The 18,262-nt window shown below is 46.6% G+C and carries 18 protein-coding genes; 5 read left to right on the top strand and 13 right to left on the bottom strand.

Translation table 11 applies throughout. From position 1 onward, the window contains the following. Positions 1-250 precede the first annotated feature (250 nt). The 6 genes from AB0763_RS14075 to moeA form a co-directional block, all read right to left on the bottom strand. Positions 251-427: a hypothetical protein gene (locus tag AB0763_RS14075; RefSeq protein ID WP_306099821.1), complete on the bottom strand. Its 177-nt coding sequence runs from the start codon at positions 425-427 to the stop codon at positions 251-253. 513 nt (positions 428-940) lie between these two features. Further along, a complete protein-coding gene (gene tkt / locus AB0763_RS14070) occupies positions 941-2,935 on the bottom strand; it encodes a transketolase (protein WP_306099820.1) in 1,995 nt (664 codons plus the stop codon). Positions 2,936-3,053: 118 nt separating this feature from the next. Further along, positions 3,054-4,004: a transaldolase gene (gene tal / locus AB0763_RS14065; RefSeq protein ID WP_306099819.1), complete on the bottom strand. Its 951-nt coding sequence runs from the start codon at positions 4,002-4,004 to the stop codon at positions 3,054-3,056. A gap of 384 nt (positions 4,005-4,388) precedes the next feature. Beyond that, entirely contained in the window at positions 4,389-5,231 is an 843-nt protein-coding gene (locus tag AB0763_RS14060; RefSeq protein WP_306099818.1) for a sulfurtransferase, read from the bottom strand. After that, on the bottom strand, positions 5,228-6,010 hold the full coding sequence (locus AB0763_RS14055; RefSeq protein ID WP_306099817.1) for a molybdopterin-synthase adenylyltransferase MoeB: 783 nt from the start codon (positions 6,008-6,010) through the stop codon (positions 5,228-5,230). The genes AB0763_RS14060 and AB0763_RS14055 overlap by 4 nt, the downstream gene beginning before the upstream one ends. Positions 6,011-6,019: 9 nt before the next feature. Then, complete coding sequence (gene moeA, locus AB0763_RS14050) at positions 6,020-7,252, bottom strand: molybdopterin molybdotransferase MoeA (RefSeq protein WP_306099816.1); 1,233 nt, start codon at positions 7,250-7,252, stop codon at positions 6,020-6,022. A gap of 149 nt (positions 7,253-7,401) precedes the next feature. On the opposite strand from moeA, the gene folE reads away from it, so the two are divergent. Further along, on the top strand, positions 7,402-8,055 hold the full coding sequence (folE, locus tag AB0763_RS14045; protein ID WP_306099815.1) for a GTP cyclohydrolase I FolE: 654 nt from the start codon (positions 7,402-7,404) through the stop codon (positions 8,053-8,055). Between the two features lie 113 nt (positions 8,056-8,168). Here the strand turns inward: folE and clcA are convergent, their stop codons facing one another. The 4 genes from clcA to arfB all read right to left on the bottom strand — a co-directional run bounded on the left by clcA (position 8,169) and on the right by arfB (position 11,318). Further along, the gene (clcA, locus tag AB0763_RS14040; RefSeq protein WP_306099814.1) at positions 8,169-9,605 is read right to left on the bottom strand and encodes a H(+)/Cl(-) exchange transporter ClcA; all 1,437 of its coding nucleotides are present in this window, start codon (positions 9,603-9,605) and stop codon (positions 8,169-8,171) included. 306 nt (positions 9,606-9,911) lie between these two features. Then, a complete protein-coding gene (locus AB0763_RS14035; protein WP_306099813.1) occupies positions 9,912-10,115 on the bottom strand; it encodes an RNA helicase in 204 nt (67 codons plus the stop codon). 171 nt (positions 10,116-10,286) lie between these two features. Beyond that, a complete protein-coding gene (locus AB0763_RS14030) occupies positions 10,287-10,736 on the bottom strand; it encodes a dCMP deaminase family protein (RefSeq protein WP_306099812.1) in 450 nt (149 codons plus the stop codon). A 168-nt stretch (positions 10,737-10,904) separates the two neighbouring features. Continuing rightward, positions 10,905-11,318, bottom strand: coding sequence for an alternative ribosome rescue aminoacyl-tRNA hydrolase ArfB (arfB, locus tag AB0763_RS14025; protein WP_306099811.1), 414 nt, complete (start codon positions 11,316-11,318; stop codon positions 10,905-10,907). A 58-nt stretch (positions 11,319-11,376) separates the two neighbouring features. Here arfB and AB0763_RS14020 point away from each other — a divergent pair, with 58 nt between their 5' ends. Together AB0763_RS14020 and AB0763_RS14015 are read left to right on the top strand one after the other, a co-directional pair. Continuing rightward, on the top strand, positions 11,377-11,994 hold the full coding sequence (locus AB0763_RS14020) for an HAD family phosphatase (protein WP_306099810.1): 618 nt from the start codon (positions 11,377-11,379) through the stop codon (positions 11,992-11,994). A 278-nt stretch (positions 11,995-12,272) separates the two neighbouring features. Beyond that, positions 12,273-13,043: an undecaprenyl-diphosphate phosphatase gene (locus tag AB0763_RS14015; RefSeq protein WP_306099809.1), complete on the top strand. Its 771-nt coding sequence runs from the start codon at positions 12,273-12,275 to the stop codon at positions 13,041-13,043. A gap of 52 nt (positions 13,044-13,095) precedes the next feature. On the opposite strand, the gene AB0763_RS14010 is transcribed toward AB0763_RS14015, so the two are convergent. Then, a complete protein-coding gene (locus tag AB0763_RS14010; RefSeq protein WP_306099808.1) occupies positions 13,096-13,572 on the bottom strand; it encodes an FKBP-type peptidyl-prolyl cis-trans isomerase in 477 nt (158 codons plus the stop codon). Positions 13,573-13,855: 283 nt separating this feature from the next. On the opposite strand from AB0763_RS14010, the gene AB0763_RS14005 reads away from it, so the two are divergent. Next, complete coding sequence (locus tag AB0763_RS14005; RefSeq protein WP_306099807.1) at positions 13,856-14,521, top strand: OmpA family protein; 666 nt, start codon at positions 13,856-13,858, stop codon at positions 14,519-14,521. Between the two features lie 112 nt (positions 14,522-14,633). Here the strand turns inward: AB0763_RS14005 and AB0763_RS14000 are convergent, their stop codons facing one another. Next, the gene (locus tag AB0763_RS14000; protein WP_306099806.1) at positions 14,634-15,167 is read right to left on the bottom strand and encodes a hypothetical protein; all 534 of its coding nucleotides are present in this window, start codon (positions 15,165-15,167) and stop codon (positions 14,634-14,636) included. A gap of 105 nt (positions 15,168-15,272) precedes the next feature. Then, on the bottom strand, positions 15,273-15,482 hold the full coding sequence (locus tag AB0763_RS13995) for a cold-shock protein (protein ID WP_306099805.1): 210 nt from the start codon (positions 15,480-15,482) through the stop codon (positions 15,273-15,275). 492 nt (positions 15,483-15,974) lie between these two features. On the opposite strand from AB0763_RS13995, the gene AB0763_RS13990 reads away from it, so the two are divergent. Continuing rightward, positions 15,975-18,056, top strand: a complete 2,082-nt coding sequence (locus AB0763_RS13990) for a TonB-dependent receptor (RefSeq protein ID WP_306099804.1) — start codon at positions 15,975-15,977, stop codon at positions 18,054-18,056. Positions 18,057-18,262: the final 206 nt, after the last annotated feature.

Below are 18,262 nucleotides of genomic sequence, written 5' to 3'. Positions count from 1 at the left end.
CTGGTCAACGGGAAATGGGATCATGGGAATGACAATCTCTTGTATTCAAATTCATGATCACAAGAGATTGACGTGACAGTGGGGTGAGAAAAGATTGTAAGGCTCCACTGTTTCATTTATGGGCAATGGCTATTGCTCATTGCTTCTTTCTACTGCTGTGGTCGATAGTGCCACAGGGTATAACGCTTTTTGTTGTTACCAAGTGTTGTTGTGTTAACGGGTATTCACTGACCATCGAACGACGGTCTGATCAGTGTGCAGCTACCGTGGCTTGATTGTCGTAAATAGAAGCAATCTTGCTGTGTACTAAGTGCATGGCAAGTGTCGCTCTCACGGCTTTGTGTTCACCGGCTTCAACGAAGTGCTCACCTTCCCAGTAGTTTTCACGGTAGTGATAAGGTTTTAGAAACTCTACAGTTACTTTCATGGTTGATCTCCTCTTTTGTGATCTGACTAACAACATATACCTTGTTAACCAAAAGTTAAATTACAAAAACTGAAAGTTAAAGTTGCAAAATTGTTTAAGTTATTAACACTGGGTTTTTATTGTTAACTTTTATGGTTTAATTCTCAGTTTTTCAAGACGTTGAGAGTAAAATGGCACACTACTTACTCAGGGTATCACTGCGGTGAATGTGTCTGTTATTGACAAATTCATGGTTACGGTAATGTGTTGAAAACTAAGGTGGCGAGGCTGGTGAGACGGGCAAAAGGGGGAATACCAATCTGATTGAGTCTGTGGACAATGAGCGCGTAGGATCAAGCTTGAGAACCAGGCAAGAAAAGACAGTGAGTCGTTGTGCTACCAGTTATGTTCTTAACGATGTTATTGAATTTTTAACCTGTAAGGGTGACCCGTTATGAAGTTAGATGGGTCTGAGTTTGGAAATAAAAAAAGCGCCGTAAACGGCGCTTTTGAATCGGTTTGATTGACTTAAACTTAGTCAAGCAACTCTTGAGCGGTTGCAACGACATTGTCAACGGTAAAGCCAAACAGCTTAAACAGCTCACCAGCAGGCGCTGATTCGCCAAAGCTTGTCATACCGATGATACGACCGTCAAAGCCAACGTACTTGTACCAGAAGTCGGCAATGCCGGCTTCGATGGCAATACGCGCAGTCACATCAGAAGGCAGTACAGACTCACGGTACGCTGCGTCTTGCTTGTCAAAGGCATCGGTTGAAGGCATGGATACGACGCGAACCGCTTTGCCTTGTTTCTCAAGCTCAGCGGCGGCGTTCACAGCCAATTCAACTTCTGAACCGGTTGCAATCAAAATAAGATCGGCTTTGCCTTGGCAGTCTTTTAGCACGTAACCGCCTTTAGCGATGTTGGCCACTTGCTCTGCGGTACGATCTTGCTGAGCAAGATTTTGACGAGAGAAGATCAAAGACGTTGGAGCATCTTTGCGTTCAATCGCCAATTTCCAAGCCACAGCCGACTCGACTTGGTCACATGGACGCCAAGTGCTCATGTTTGGTGTGAGACGAAGAGAAGCCACTTGCTCAACCGGTTGGTGAGTTGGACCATCTTCACCCAGGCCAATCGAGTCATGAGTGTAAACTTGAATGTTTTGTACGCCCATCAGTGCCGCCATACGCATGGCATTTCGCGCGTACTCCATGAACATCAAGAAGGTTGCACCGTAAGGAATGAAACCGCCGTGCAGTGCAATGCCGTTGATGATGGCAGTCATACCAAACTCACGTACACCGTAGTGGATGTAGTTACCCGAGGCATCTTCATTGGTTAGAGACTTAGAGCCAGACCACATGGTCAAGTTTGACGGTGCTAAATCGGCAGAGCCGCCCATAAATTCAGGCAAGATGGCACCGAAGGCTTCAAGCGCGTTTTGTGATGCTTTACGAGACGCAATGTTCGATGGATTCGCTTGGAGGTTAGCGATAACCTCAGACGCTTTTTGTTCCCAATCGCTTGGCAGTTCGCCGTTTACACGTCGAGTGTATTCCGCTGCAAGCTCAGGGAAGGCCGCTTGGTAGGCAGAGAACTTCTCGTTCCAAGCCGCTTCTTTATCAGCACCAGCTTGCTTCGCGCTCCACGCTGAGTAAACGTCTTCTGGCACTTCAAATGGACCGTAATTCCAACCTAGGTATTCACGAGCCGCTGCGATTTCATCTTGGCCAAGTGGCGCACCGTGACAATCGTGAGAACCAGACTTGTTCGGTGAACCAAAGCCAATGATGGTCTTGGTACAGATCAAGGTCGGACGTTGAGTTTCCGCTTTCGCTTCTTCGATTGCCGCGTTGATTGCTTCAGGATCGTGACCATCAACCGCTGGGATTACATGCCAGCCGTAAGACTCAAAGCGCTTCGGTGTATCGTCAGAGAACCAACCTTCAACGTGACCATCGATAGAGATGCCGTTGTCGTCCCAGAACGCAACCAACTTACCTAGGCCAAGGGTGCCAGCCAGTGAACAGGCTTCATGAGAAATGCCTTCCATCAGACAGCCGTCACCAAGGAATGCATAGGTGAAGTGGTCAACAATATCGTGGCCTTCGCGGTTAAATTGAGCCGCAAGTGCTTTTTCAGCGATCGCCATACCGACAGCGTTAGTGATGCCTTGGCCTAGAGGACCTGTGGTGGTCTCAATACCAGGTGCATAGCCATACTCTGGGTGGCCAGGCGTTTTAGAGTGCAGCTGACGGAAGTTTTTTAAGTCGTCAATGCCAAGCTCATAACCGCTCAGGTGCAGTAGTGAGTAGATCAGCATAGAGCCGTGACCGTTAGATAGCACGAAACGGTCGCGATCAGACCAGTTAGGGTTTGCTGGGTTGTGGTTTAGGTGGCTGCGCCAAAGAACTTCGGCGATGTCTGCCATACCCATAGGCGCACCAGGGTGGCCAGAGTTTGCTTGTTGTACGCCGTCCATGCTAAGGGCGCGAATGGCGTTAGCTAGATGTTTACGATCCATAGTCATTTCTCGTTATTAAACTCTTGTCGTTAGTGATAGTGTCGCTAACAAAATAATGGATGGCCGATGTCTCGAAGATAAGGGCCATCCTTTTGATTCTAAAACGTCAGCAATAAAATTAAAGCTTAGCTTCAATCATCGCTTCTAGTTTACCTTGGTCAACCGCAAAGTTGCGAATACCATCGGCCAATTTTTCAACAGCCATAGGATCTTGGTTGTGCTCCCACAAGAACTCCGCTTGAGTCATTGCGGCAGGGGCGGCTTTGGTGCTGCCAGAGTCTTTCAGTTTTTCTACCACTTCGCCTTCAGCATCGGCAAGCTCTTGCAGCAATTGCGGGCTGATAGTCAGACGGTCACAGCCTGCAAGCTCAAGGATTTCACCTGTGTTGCGGAAGCTCGCGCCCATGACAACGGTGTTGTAGCCGTATTCTTTGTAGTAGTTGTAAATTTTAGTCACAGACAATACGCCTGGGTCTTCACTGGCTTCAAATGAACGACCTTCTTTGGCTTTGTACCAGTCCATGATACGACCTACGAACGGAGAAATAAGGAAGACGCCTGCTTCTGCACACGCGCGTGCTTGAGCAAAAGAGAACAACAGCGTTAGGTTACAGTTGATGCCTTCTTTCTCAAGGATCTCAGCCGCGCGAATGCCTTCCCAAGTAGACGCGATCTTAATCAGGATACGCTCTTTGCTGATGCCAGCATCGTCGTACAGTTTGATCAGTTGACGAGCTTTGTCAACGGTCGCTTCGGTGTTGTAAGAAAGACGAGCGTCCACTTCTGTCGAAATACGACCTGGGATTGATTTTAGGATTTCCTTACCGATGTTGACGGCAAGCACATCGCATGCGTCTTTCACTTGTTGTGATTTGTCATCGCTTTGCGTTTTGGCAAACGCAATGGCATCGTCAATGAGAGGAGCGTATTCAGCGATTTGAGCGGCTTTTAAAATTAGAGATGGGTTGGTAGTTGCATCTTCTGGTTGGTATTTTTTAATCGCTTCAATTTCACCGGTATCAGCGACAACTGTGGTTAGTTTACGAAGTTGTTCTAACTTGTTGCTCATGTGTTTTCGTCCTATTTTTGTGCCGTATCGCTTAAAAGTAGAGCGATACAAAATGTAAAGCGAATGAATAATTTTAGCCCGGCTAATCGCGATTTTCTCACTCGATTAACATCGCAGATTGTTAGCTCTATACATTATTCACACTCATGTTCATGGCGGCGATGTTTGGCAATGAACATATGCCCCATCACTGAGTAAATGATGCTCCCATATTTATCTTATCCGCAATAAATGTCAATCGTACAGACAATATTGTGGCCAAAAGAGTATGAAAAATTGTGTATTGATCGCAGTGCTTGCTTCCTTGTCGATAAAGACTGCGATCGAAAGTGAAAAGTGAGAGTTTCACACGATGTCACAAGAGTGAACATTTGTTTTCATCTGTTACATATGTTCAATTTTTTCTATCGGTAGGCGAAGTGTCGAGCCCCATTCCGCCCAAGAGCCATCATAGACCGAAAGGGAGGAGTAACCCAACTCATCCGCTGCTAATAATAAGATACATGCCGTCACCCCTGAGCCGCATGAAAAGATCAGTCCTTTATTGCGATCTAGTGTCAGTGTGTCAAAGGCATGTTGCAATTGCGCGACGGGTTTGAACTTTCCATTTTCAATGAGCTGGCTAAAGGGCAAACACTGAGCATTGGGAATGTGACCACTGCGCATGCCTGCTCGCGGCTCTGGTGCTGTGCCGTGGAAACGGGCCAACGAGCGCGCGTCGATAATCGCATGGCTCTGGGTTTGACTAGCCTCGAGGACTGCGGTTGAGTCGACAAAGGCTTGACCGTGTTTTTGACCATTAAAATTGCCCGGTTGTGTGGTTTGGCGATAGTCACTGTCAGTGTCAAATCCCGCGTCAATCCACGCAGGTAAACCGCCGTTTAATACCTTAACATTCTTGTGTCCCATGGCCTTTAACATCCACCAAGCTCTTGGGGAGGCTAGGGTGCCACTGTTGTCATAGACCACAATGGGCCACTCGTTCATTAAACCAAGGTGTTGCGCGCTGTGATTAAACCGCTCGCTGCTTGGCATCGTATGAGGTAGCCCGCTGTTGGGATCGGCAAAGTCACCATCGTAGTCAAAACGAAGGGCACCAGGGATCACCTGTCCGACGATCTTTTCTCCTTCGCCAGGGATTTGAAAAGCGATACTGGCGTCGAGAATGTGTAGCTCGCCCTCTTGCATCATCTGGTTGAGCTCGGTTGCTTCAATGAGGTTTTTCATAGGCCATCCATTGGTAAAGGTTCGACTGCCGCGCATACGGGGCAGTTTGGTGATTTAGGCAGAGCCAGTGTTTGCCATTGCATCGTCATGGCATCGAAAAGCAGCAATTTGCCACATAAAGGTTGGCCATACTGACAGAGCACTTTAATGGCTTCTAACGCTTGCATGGCTCCGACGATACCGACGACGGCAGGCATAACGCCGGTTTCTACACAGCTGAGCTGGCTTTGTGAAAACCACTGACTAAAGCACTGATAGCAAGGTTGCAGAGCGTCGCGATACTCGAAGACACTGACTTGGCCCTCCATGCGGATCGCGGCGCCGGAAATCAGTGGCGTACTGAGTTGATGACAACAGCGGTTTAATTGATTGCGCGTTGTTAGGTTATCACTGGCATCGACGATCACATCGTGTTGCTTGATTTGCTCAATTAATGCCTCATCCTCAAGGCGCGTATCCAACGTTTCAATTGCAAGGTATGGGTTAATTTTTTCGAGTTTGGCTTTTGCTGAGTGGGTTTTAGGTTGGCCCACATCGGCATCGTGGTGCAGAACTTGGCGATGTAAATTCGACTCGTCAACGCGATCATCATCGCATAACGTTAAGTGACCGACACCACTGCTGGCAAGGTACTGACTGGCCGCACACCCTAAACCGCCAAGGCCGATGATCAACACTCGGCTTTTTTTGAGTTGCTCTTGTTTGTCAAAGTCAAAGCCTGCCAGGCTGATTTGGCGAAAATAGCGTAACTCTTCTTGTTTTGATAATGTTGAGTCCATACTTGCTCGCTAGTAAAGCTGGGGTGAAAACCATTCGATATTGACACTTTCTCCCGCCGCGACATGGCCGCGTTCGCGCTCGAGGACAATAAAGCAATTGGCCAAGCTCATCGAGCGAAAAGCGCCAGAGCTCTGATTACCGGTTGTTTCTACTACCCATTTTCCCTGTTCGAGTCGGGCGTAACCGCGTTGATAATCACAACGCCCGGGGGCTTTTTTAAGTGGGCTTAACAAGGTGGCCGGCATCGAAAGTGGCGGCTGCCATTGGCTATGCCCAGACAGGTTAGCCAAAAGTGGTTGTACCAAAACATACAAAGTGACAAAGGCCGAAACCGGATTGCCCGGCAAGCCACAAAAGAGGGCATGGTTGAGTTGCCCAAAGGCAAAAGGCTTACCAGGTTTGATGGCTATTTTCCAAAATTCGACCTTACCAAGCTCTTCTAAGACGGTTTTAGTGTAATCGGCTTCGCCAACACTGACCCCACCAGAGGAAATGACTAAATCTGCGTTGTTATCGGCATAGGTGAAGGCTTCTTTGAGTGTGTCTAACTCATCGGCCACAATGCCCATATCCAAAACATCACAGCCAAAATTGTTGAGTAAGGCGATCATCGTGTAGCGATTGCTGTCGTATATTTCGCCGTGCTCAAGGGGGCTACCCAAGGGCTTGAGCTCGTCTCCGGTAGAGAGAATGGCAACCTTGGGTTTACGGCGTACTTTAACCTCGGCAATACCCAGTGATGCCAACATAGGGACATCACGAGGCGTCAGGCGATGGCCTGCTGGTAACACCAGTGCCCCTTGCGTGATGTCATCGCCAACCGGGCGAATGTTTGCCCCTACAGACCTTGGCAATGAATTGATGATGATCCCTTGTTGAGTCACGGTGACATTTTCTTGCATAACCACCACATCGGCCCCTTTGGGTAAGGGCGCGCCGGTCATGATTCTCACCGCACTGCCTGGGGTGCATTCTTGAGTAAAAGGTTGCCCTGCCAATGCGGTGCCGATCACCGTGAGGGCAGGGGAGGTGAGATCGGCAAAACGGCAAGCATAACCGTCCATCGCAGAATTGGTAAAGGGAGGCACATCCATGGGTGACGCGATCGCTTCGGCTAAGACGCGCCCCAGCGCTTCTCCAAGGGGTAAGGTTTCTATTTCAGAGACGGGTGTGGCGCGTTCACACATGGCTTGGACAGCGCGCTCTATAGCGAGTAGCCCTGGGCTATCACAGCAACTCATATTCACTCCTATCATGAGGCTTTGAGGCATAAGATTATCACACTCGCCGGCAACAATAGATGATTCCCAGACAGAAAATAGGGATGTAATTATTGGCTAATGCGAGTATGCTTGCAAAATCTGCAAAAAAGTCAGTTAGAGGAAGAAAAATGTCAGATCTGAGTGCATCAGCATTACAAGTAAAAGCTGCACTAGAAGAAAATGGTTTAGAGACTCCAATGGAAAGCAACGGACTAAGCCAAGAAGTAAAAAGAGAGAAAATAGAACATCACATGCGTGAGATTTTAGGCTTATTGCAACTCGATTTAACTGACGATAGCCTAGTCGAAACGCCAAAACGCGTCGCCAAGATGTACGTGAATGAAGTGTTCTCGGGTTTGGATTACGCGAACTTCCCCAAAATCACTGTAATTGAAAACAAAATGAATGTCAGTGAAATGGTGCGTGTGAAAGACATCACTTTGACCAGCACCTGTGAGCACCACTTGGTGACCATCGATGGCAAAGCCGCGGTCGCTTACATTCCGCGCGGCAAAATTATCGGTTTATCGAAAATTAACCGCATTGTGCGTTTTTTCTCGCAGCGCCCTCAAGTACAAGAGCGTTTAACGCAGCAAATTCTCGTCGCCTTACAAACCTTACTCGAGTCAGAAGATGTGGCGGTCACGATTGATGCGACTCACTTTTGCGTGAAATCACGTGGCGTGATGGATGCGACGAGTGAAACTACGACCACGGCATTAGGTGGTATCTTTAAATCAAATCCAGCCACTCGACATGAGTTCCTGCACGGCTTGCGTTAATCTCGGTTTGTTAACCTTGTCTTATTGAGCTCACTTCGGTGACAGGATGGCATAAAGTGAATAGTAAAAAAGCGCCGGCCGGCGCTTTTTTGTTTGGGTGAAATAGCACTGAATTAAGGTGCTTTTGCGCTTGGCTCTGCGGATTTCACCTCGTTTTGTTCAAAAGGTAATTCTTGTTTTTGCAGTTTCTCATTGCGCAATGTACGGTTTAATAATTGGCTATAAATCGGCTGACCACCTAATGCCTGGGCCAATAAGGTCGCCCCTAACGCTGTAATGATGAGCGGCAAAATCAAGTAGTAGTTGTTGGTCATCTCTATCACTAACACAATGCCAGTGATCGGCGCTCGTACGGTGGCGGCAAATAAAGCGCCCATGCCTGCAATGGCAAACATACCGGGTTCAATTGGCAAGCTCGGCCACAGCGATTGAGCCACAGCGCCAAAGGCATAACCAAACAAGGTCCCTAAGGCGAGCATAGGGGCAAAAACGCCGCCAGGCGCGCCGGAGCCAAAACACACCAATGTGGTTAACATTCGGCCAAAAAAAATCAAGATCAGCAAGGCAATTGAATAGTCGCCATTGGTCACGGCAGGAATGAGTTCAATACCGCCGCCAGTCAATTCAGGCAAATAAATAAGCAATAAACCAAACACGCCACCAAGAGTTGTACCCAATGTTAGGTAGCGACGACGATTGTTTTTGTGAAGTTTAACTAGGCTATCTTGGGAAAAGGTAATACAGCGGTTAAATATTACGCCAAAAAATCCAAACAGAGCACCGAGTACTAAAAATAACCAAAGAGTCGACAACTCTGGCGCTTGGTATTGCGGCATAGTGATCACCGCTTGCTGACCGTTAAACAAGCGAAACACTAAAGTGGCTAAAATTGAGGACATGATCACCGCTTTAATCGAGATCAGCGAGTAGCGAAACTGAGGACGCATCTCCTCGATGACAAATAAAATCCCTGCAAGCGGTGCATTAAAGGCAGCGGCCAACCCACCGGCAGCCCCCGCGGCGAGTAAGGTGTGTCTTGAGTCATCTTGTTTAACGCGAAACACATCGCTGATCATACGGCCAACCGCACCGCCCATTTGTACCGTGGGGCCCTCACGGCCAAGTACCATACCAGAACCGAGCGCGCCCATACCGCCGATAAATTTGACAGGCAAGACTCGCCACCAACGCAAAGGGCGAATATTATCCATTGCCCCTTCAATTTCTGGGATGCCAGACCCCCCCGCCTCAGGACAAAAACGGTGGACTAGGTAATAGCCGACAAAAGCCAAACTGGCACTGATCAAGATGGCAACAGCCCACAGCGGTAAGAAAGCGGTAATTTCGGCTTTTAGCCATTCTGTACGAGTACTCGAGACAAGGTGTACGGCTTTTTCAAACAATGTACCGACAATACCGGCACCGCAGCCAACCAAAACGGAAAGTAGTAAAGTGGACACAGAGGGTGGCCTGCGGGAAATAAATTGATTAAGCGTATCTTTGGGCGATTTAAACAAGGCAGAGTGGATACTTCTTTCACTCTTAGACATTCAATAACTCCTTTTTACTGATGATAAAGCGCGGTTGTACGACAGAAATGGGGGCGAATTCGCGGTGAAAAATAGGGGATATTTTTCATTTTTGGTTAAATTGTCCTCACTAATGCGACAAAATGTTACCAAAAGCAATCAGTTTAATAAACACAATTCACCCAGTGTGGAGAAAATAGTCAGCCCTGGGTATTTCAAATGTTGATGTCGCGCAAAATAGGCAAAAAATCAGTAATAAAGAGGGAAGAAGTACGAGGGAAAATGGAGATTGTCAAAGCAATAAAGTGGCAAGCAGCGGGATTTGGCCTATTGGTCAGGCCAAATCATAAAAAGATCGCAAGACTTTTTACCCAGCTCCAAATACTGCTGGTAAGCCTGTTTTTTGCTGTCTGCGACTATGGTCATCCACTGCATCTCGCCGTGTTCAAAGTAGCGAATGACGTATTCACTTCGGGCTTGTACGTACTCAGCTGCGGCCATGATTTTTCCTCCTAAACCGAGATTACTCAAACGTTTATCATTGAATATGGCAAGGTGACATATTATTGCTATCTTGTAACACACCATCAAGAGCGAAATGTTGGTAAAAAGCAAATATTATCAATAATCACAAGATTTATTTGCCGCGACGGGTCGATTTGACCTATTTTTCGGTATGGGCGCTGACAGGAAAAAACGATGTTATAGATCGTCCAATTCATCGATGGGCAACCAGTGTATGGCGACGCCGGCTTGAATGAACATATCTTCGCTGACTTTGATTTTTTCACCCCAACGAGACAAAAAGTCTTCCGATTGCTCGGGGCAATGCACAGCAGAAATACCCGTTTGAATGATTTTAGCCGCACAGTTCGGGCAGGGGAAATGAGTCACCCACATCTCGCAACTGTCGAGGTCGCGTTTGGAAAATAAAATCGCGTTTTCTTCCGCGTGGACGGTTTTTAAATACTTCAGTTCGCGCTCATCGGTTTCAACACTGTCAGAGACGCCATGTGGGTAGCCATTAAAGCCAACAGAGACAATGCGATTTTGTTTCGTGATCACCGCACCGACTTGAGTGGACGGATCTTTACTCCACGAGGCAACGAGTTTGGCCATTTGATAAAAGCGCTTTGACCATTTTGAGATCATAGTTTATTCCAAAATCCGTTTAAAAGGTTGACTGGCTTAGTGTAATCGCCAGTGACTAAAAATCCAACTCTCAGCCGATTAATTTCGTTAACCAACAAGGATAAAACCCAATATGGAAACCACCCAGTATTGGGGAGAATCGGTTTCAGCCGGGGGACGACAGCAATACTAAATATTGACTTTTTGTCGCTGGCGTTTTTTATCGCCTTGTTGCGTCTTTTTATCGAGTCGTTTTCGCTGTGATGAGCGTGTTGGTTTCGTGGCGCGTCGTGCCTTTACAGGGCGAATGGCTTCTTGAATCATTTCGACCAAACGAGCGATGGCTTGCTCTTTGTTAAACTGCTGAGAGCGAGAATTTTGCGCTTTAATGACAATCACGCCATCTTGAGTCACACGATGATCATTTAAACTCTGTAGTATTGACTTGTAGTGATCAGGTAATGAAGATCGTTTAATATCAAACCTAAGATGGACCGCGGAATTGACCTTATTGACATTTTGCCCTCCGTTACCCTGTGAACGCACAGCGTGAAATTCAACATCGCTGTCTTTGAGTTGGAGTGAAGAAGAAATGGCAATCATGTCAGTAGCGGCCCTTAATATTGAAAAAAAAACGATTGTACGACAAGTTGAGTAAAGAATGAAGACAACAGATTTTGAGCAATACCAAGGGTTAATTTTTGATATGGATGGCACATTGATCGATTCTATGCCAGCCCACTTGCAAACGTGGCGACTCACGTCAGGGCATTTTGACTTTCCTTATGACAAAGAGTGGCTACATAGCATGGGGGGGATGCCTAGCCACAAAATCACTCATGAGATCAATCAGCGCTACCAACTCAATTTGGATCCGGCGCAAGTCCAAACCTTTAAAACACGTGAATTTTTGAATATGGATCTAGAAGAAATTGTCACGTTAATCCCTTGCACCTATGAACTGGTTGAGTTTTTTTCTGGCCAAAAACCGATGGCCGTGGGCACTGGGAGTTCAACGTCAACCGCGACGCGTCTGCTGACACAATTGGGGATTATTGATCGATTCGAGACCGTGGTGACCGCCAATGATGTGGTGAATCACAAACCGAACCCAGATACCTTTTTATTAGCCGCAAAGCGTATTAATGTAGAGCCAAGCCAATGTGTGGTTTTTGAAGATACCGAACTCGGCCTTCAAGCGGCGCATGCTGCTGGTATGGATTGCGTATTAGTCAAAGACAATCAACTCTCCTTCCACCCTGTTACCCAAACGGCTTAAAACTACTAAAAACCAGTTATTTAGATTAGAATAGCTGGCAAGACCGCGCACAGAAGGCACCAGAGGGAACTCTTGGTGCTTATTTGTCTCTAACCGCTGTTACCAACACATCACGTCATTGTTACGTAGGCAGTGATGAATACAAAACCAAGGTTGAATTGGCCAAAAAACAATCTTGTTTGTTTTGGTATTTTATCAGGGCAGCCAGTGCGTTTTTTTGTCCCTGTCCGACAAGCGCTGCGTTATCCACGCAATTTTTCACATTTTTAGAGTATTACATGGATATAGTTCAAAGCATTTTTTTAGGGTTAATCGAAGGTATCACAGAGTTTCTACCTATCTCGTCCACAGGGCATTTAATTGTCGCCAGTGAATGGTTAGGGGTTGCTCAAACAGAGACCAACAAGGCCTTTGAAGTGATCATTCAACTGGCTTCGATTTTGGCGGTGGTAACGCAATATAAGCAGCGTTTTCATCCAAAACACCTCTCACTGTGGTTGAAAGTGGCCTTGGCATTTCTTCCCATCGCGACGGTGGGTTTTCTGTTTCGTCATCAAATTAAAACCTTGTTTAGTATCGAGGTCGTACCCTGGATGTTTATCATTGGCGGTGTGGTATTTCTGCTGTTAGAGAAGTACCTAAAGCGCTCGCCACCAAGGGTACACTCACTCGACGACATCTCTTATCGACAGGCGGTAGCAGTCGGTTTTGCGCAAATTTTTGCTTTGATCCCGGGCACGAGCCGAGCAGGGGCAACCATGGTGGGGGCGTTATTGGCTGGCATGAACCGAACAGTGAGTGCCGAATTTTCTTTTCTGTTGGCACTACCTGTGATGGTGGCGGCGGCGGGACTGGAATTTGTCTCTCATTACAATGATTTTTTAGGGGTGCGTATGATGCCCCTGATTGTGGGCTTTATTACTGCATACCTGTCCGCTTGGGTAGTGATGAAACTCTTTCTGGCGTTTTTAAATCGTTTTACACTGAATGGTTTTGGGATATACCGCATTCTCTTTGGTGGGGTTTTGCTCTACTGGCTACACGTATAGTCTTGATAAACCCCGCGAGCATCGTCGCTCGTGGGGGAAGTTTACGTGTCGATTATGAAACAATCTTAATTAATTCCACATCAAAAATAAGCACGCAATGCGGTGGGATTTTACCGCCGCCAAAGCGTCCATAGGCAAGCTCACTCGGTACGTAAAGGCGCCATTTATCCCCTTCGACCATCTGAGTTACCCCTAATTGCCATCCTTTGATCACACGGTTAAGCGGGAAAGTGATGGGCTTATTTCTCTCCACTGAGCTGTCAAATACGGTGCCATCGATAAAGGTGCCGTGATAGTGAACGGTGACCTTGCTTTTGGGCTCGGGGTGCTTATCGCCCTCACCGCTGGCAAGCACCTGATATTGAAGCCCTGAATCCAAGGTGATCACGCCCTCTTTCTCTGCGTTAGCCGTTAAAAATTCTTGGCCTTGCTGCCGAGCCAACTGACCTTGTTTACGCTTACGCCATTGGCGCGCGAGCAGGGCAATCATTAATGCCAATAAAATGGCTTGAATAATCAATGGTGACATGAATTTCTCCTCACAGTTTTACCGCTACTGTAACAAAATTGCGGGTCAGTGTGGTACTAATACCAATCTGATTAAGTATGTGGTCAATAATAGCGCAGGATCAGGCTTGAAAATCAGGCAAAAAAAGACAGTGAGTCGTTGTTCTACAAGTTATTTTCTTAACGACGTTATCGAGTTTTTTACCAGTTAGGGGGACCAGCGATTTAGTTAGATTGGTATAATAAATAAAGAATTCCCTGACTGGGCCGATACAACGTCAGAGATTGCTGATTGGGATAGTAAAATGAAAAACATCGCTTTATTGAGCTTGGCTTTTTTAACGGCATGCAGCCAAACCTCTCAATGGCTGCAAGGGCCATCGATGTTGTCTGTCGCGCCGAAAAACAGTCAAGAGGTGATGTATCCTGAGTGGGGAGAAGCGCCGGTATCTCACTCGCAAAGCACTCAGAAAACCGTGGTCTCGGTCTCAACACAGATGACGGAATACTCAAGCACCACAAACGGCCAAGCAAGTCCTCACCTCGGGTCACTCAATCACGCCGAGTTAGAAAGTGCACTGCAACAAATGGGCATTACCTACCAAGTTCAGCCAGGGAACACCTTGGTGATTCATTTGCCAAAGCTGCTCCAATTTAAAACCGACTCTGCGACGATCGCGCCAACGGCGAAAGAGAAACTCGATCGTTTGGGCAATTACTTGGCGCCACGTAAAAATATCACCATAGTGATTGGTGGTAATGCCGATGACCGAGGCAGTTACACCTATAACAATACCCTATCGGAGTTGCGTGCAGGGCAAGTGGAAAAACGCTTGTTATTAAGCAATATCGAGCCCACTCGAGTGTTTACCAAAGGCTATGGTGAGTTTTTGCCTCTTTGTCCGGCGAAAACCGCTGAAGCAAGAGCTTGTAATCGTCGAGTGGATTTGTGGTTAATTCTAGATAAGTAGTTCATCGCTTTAAGAGCCCACATCCCGCGTATGAGGCTTTACCCTACGTTATCCCTCAAAATATCCGAGTATCTTCGTTTCGGCTGACGCGTCATTAAACCCAATCAATGAATCACTGGCGAAATAGGCGCTGCCACCACGGCTTAGGTGGTCGTATTGCCGGTGAGTGCGCCTTACCCGTGTAATAACTTTCCATGAGCAAACTGCGATAGTGATGGCTTTGATGGTTGGAGTCGGGGGCGATCAATGCCGCTGAGCTGGTCGCGTGATCGGCGGCGAGGCTCAAATCCATATGTAACCAGCCTTGAAGATACAACCAAAGCTGAGTGATGAGCAAAAAGTCACTGAGGCTCTGGTCTTGAAACTTGCTGGCGTCTGAGGGGGACAAATGGCGCTGAAACACATCACTCATGCTTTGTCGGCTATCACGGGTTGCTTCTACATGACTGCGTGCGTCAATTTGGGCCTTAGTCAGGACGCCAAGTAAAATCCGATTAATCGACAGCTCAGGTTTTGTTTGTTGAGTATGGCTAAAAAGTTCATTGTATTGTGAACAGATGCGTTCAATGTCGGTGTGGCAATGAGAAAAGCAGCTGGCACGGTTGATATTCAAGGTTTGGATGTGATGAAACAGGAGATCTGTCATAGCAAGATGATAACGGTGTTTGGTACTTAATCGTTACTGTACCAACAGGAAAAAAAATAGCCAGCATAAGCTGGCTATTTTTAAGCAAATCGTTGCAAATCAAAATTAGATAACTTTGATGCTCTCAGCTTGTGGGCCTTTTTGACCTTGAGAGATAACGAATTCAACTTTTTGACCTTCAACAAGAGTACGGAAACCGTCACCTTGGATTGCAGAGAAGTGTGCAAATACGTCTGGGCCATTTTCTTGTTGAATAAAACCAAAACCTTTAGTTTCGTTGAACCACTTTACGGTACCAGTAACTGTGTTAGACATGATATTTCCTAATCTAAAATAAAAATTTGAGCCATTTTGGCGCGGATAGCATGGAAAAAAAATTGCTATTGCGTACCACAGGTCGGGTTACAAGTAATCCAACGAAATGTGTAAAACAAAGAACTCTTTTCTAGCTGCGGGTATATCTTTGCTTTACTCCTTCTCATAGTCAACGTTTTATTTCTGTTTTGACTAAAATATTTGCGATACCTCACCTTTTTATATTCACTAAGTTTCAATGTGACGAGACTTTATCAGTAAAATGAAGTTTTTAAGACAAAATATCAGGTCATGAAAACATGTAACAATTTGTTGATTTTATAACAGATAAGCGCCTTATTTGGGGGAGTAATCTGCTTGATATTGAATAGATGTAACAAATTATTATTTGATAATAGTTATCATTTGTACTATCTTTCGCATTCACTTGGTGGATGAGACCAAGCACAGAATCAAAAGCAGCACCAAAACAAAAAAGAATAAGGATTAAAAATGAAACTTAGGAGTTCTCAAGTGGCGATCAAAGTTAGTCCCTTAGCCATTGCAGTGGCATCGGCACTTTTTACTGGCGCAGTGATCACGCCTTCTGCACAGGCAAAAACCGCTGATCAAACTTTGGATACCATTACTGTCACCGGTGAGAAAATGGGGCGTTCTTTGCAAGAAACCACCTCAGCCGTCACCGTGATTACCGAAGACGATCTTGCCCACAGCAATGAGACGGTTTCTGACATTGCGACGTCAGCGCCGAACGTCAACTATGAAGGCTTTGGCAACCTAGCTATCCGCGGTGTCAGTGGCAGTGGTGCTGCTCTTGGTGGTGTTGCTTTTTATACCGGCTCAAAAAGTCGAATCTCAACCGTCATTGACGGCGACAGTAGCGCTTGGTCTGGTTACAGTTACCTGTCTAGCGGTATTTGGGATACTAAGCAGGTTGAGGTGCTACGTGGTCCTCAATCGATGACACAAGGCACCAACTCAATCGGTGGTGCTTTGGTTGTGGAGACCAATGATCCGACCTTTGATTGGGAATCGGCCGTAAGAGTTGGTGCTGAGCGTTATGAAAATAGCAATACCACACAAAACCTGGCAGTGATGGTGTCTGGGCCAATCATCGACGACGAATTGGCGTTTCGCATTGCCTTTGATGGTGAAAAAGGGGACACCTGGCTCAATTATGCTCAAGCGAATACCGAGCTCGATGATGGCCCAGATGTCGAGGCACTGCAAAATAGTAATTTAAGAGCGAAATTTTTATGGCAGCCTTCAGATATGCCGAAGCTACAGGCGAAACTGACTCTGACCAACTCTCGCTCTCAAGGTGAATTTACCAGCTGGGCGAATGATTCCGATAGCGGCTTTAGTACTCAGACGCAAACACTCGGCGATGGCAGTGCGTGGGATGATGTGCGCTTACAAAACTCGGATCAAAGCGGGATTGCCACCGATATCGATTATGCCGTATCAGATCGTACGACTAACTCGACACACTTAAGTTACCGTTATACGAATATCTATTTTTATACTTATCCCAGTGCGAGCGTAACGCTTGACCAAGGCCTACATAAAATAAACTTTGAAAATAGAACCTTGTACAAGGGGGAGACTTTTGACGGCCTGTTGGGCGTTTACCTGTCTAGAGAAGAAGAGAAGTTAAATATTTCTGGTACCAGCTCAATCGGTGCCGACGGAACAACGAATACGGCGGCGATTTATGGTCAAGGTGGCTATGATGTGACAGATGATTTACAAGTTACGCTCGGCGCCCGTGTTCAGCACGATGCTATCGACCGCGACTTTAGCGGTAGCAACGCTAGGTTTAGTACTTCCTACGATGAAGGGGTTGATGACACCGTATTACTGCCTAAGTTGGCGTTGAGTTATGCTCTGTCTCCACGCACGACATGGGGAGCATCAGTCCAACGTGGTTACAATGCCGGCGGCGGCGGCGCTGAGTTCTCTACGGGTGATTATGATTACTATACGTTTGAAAAAGAAACCTCGATTTCTTATGAAACAGGGATTAAGAGTCAACTCTCCGCCAACCTCAATGTGGCCGCAAACTTGTTCTATAACGACTTTGATGGCTATCAAGCGTACACCGATGGCTATATTGTCAACATTGATAAAGCACATACCTATGGCGCTGAACTCGAGGCCAAATATTGGGCAACCGCTGACCTAGAGTTGCGTTCAAGCATGGGGCTACTTAGCAGTAAGGTCGATAACTCAGATTCCAGTAGTCTCGGTGATGAGCTAACGTTTGCACCAGACTTTAATGCCTCACTTGGCTTCACTCAGTACCTGACAGACAACCTGTCACTTGGCGGCAATGTGAATTACGTTGGCGAATACTACTCGGATGTGGCGAACTCGGAAGACTTAACCGCAGGCGACTACACAACCGCCAATGTGAAACTGCAGTACCTATACGGTCCATTGACCTTTGATGCCTACGTCAACAACTTAACCGATGAAGATGTTGTCTACTTTAAGCAAAACTCTGGTACCAGTTATCGCGCCTCGGTCGGCCAAACTCGCACGATGGGCTTAATGGTTACGTATAAGATGTAATGTATTGAAATAGAATGCCTTTCTTTTTGCCCTGGCCGATTCGGTCAGGGCTTTTTGTATTCTAAGGGTCATCTAAGCAGAGTGATCAACTGAAACGGCACGATATATTAAAATTATCAACAATACTATTGCGTAACTATTGCATAATTATTCTTTTTTAGTAGTATTCAAGCTAACCAAATCACCACCAGAGTTATTCGAAAACG

It is taken from the genome of Vibrio sp. HB236076, assembly GCF_040957575.1.
GTDB lineage: Bacteria > Pseudomonadota > Gammaproteobacteria > Enterobacterales > Vibrionaceae > Vibrio.
This window is presented reverse-complemented; position numbering and strand designations above follow the sequence as displayed.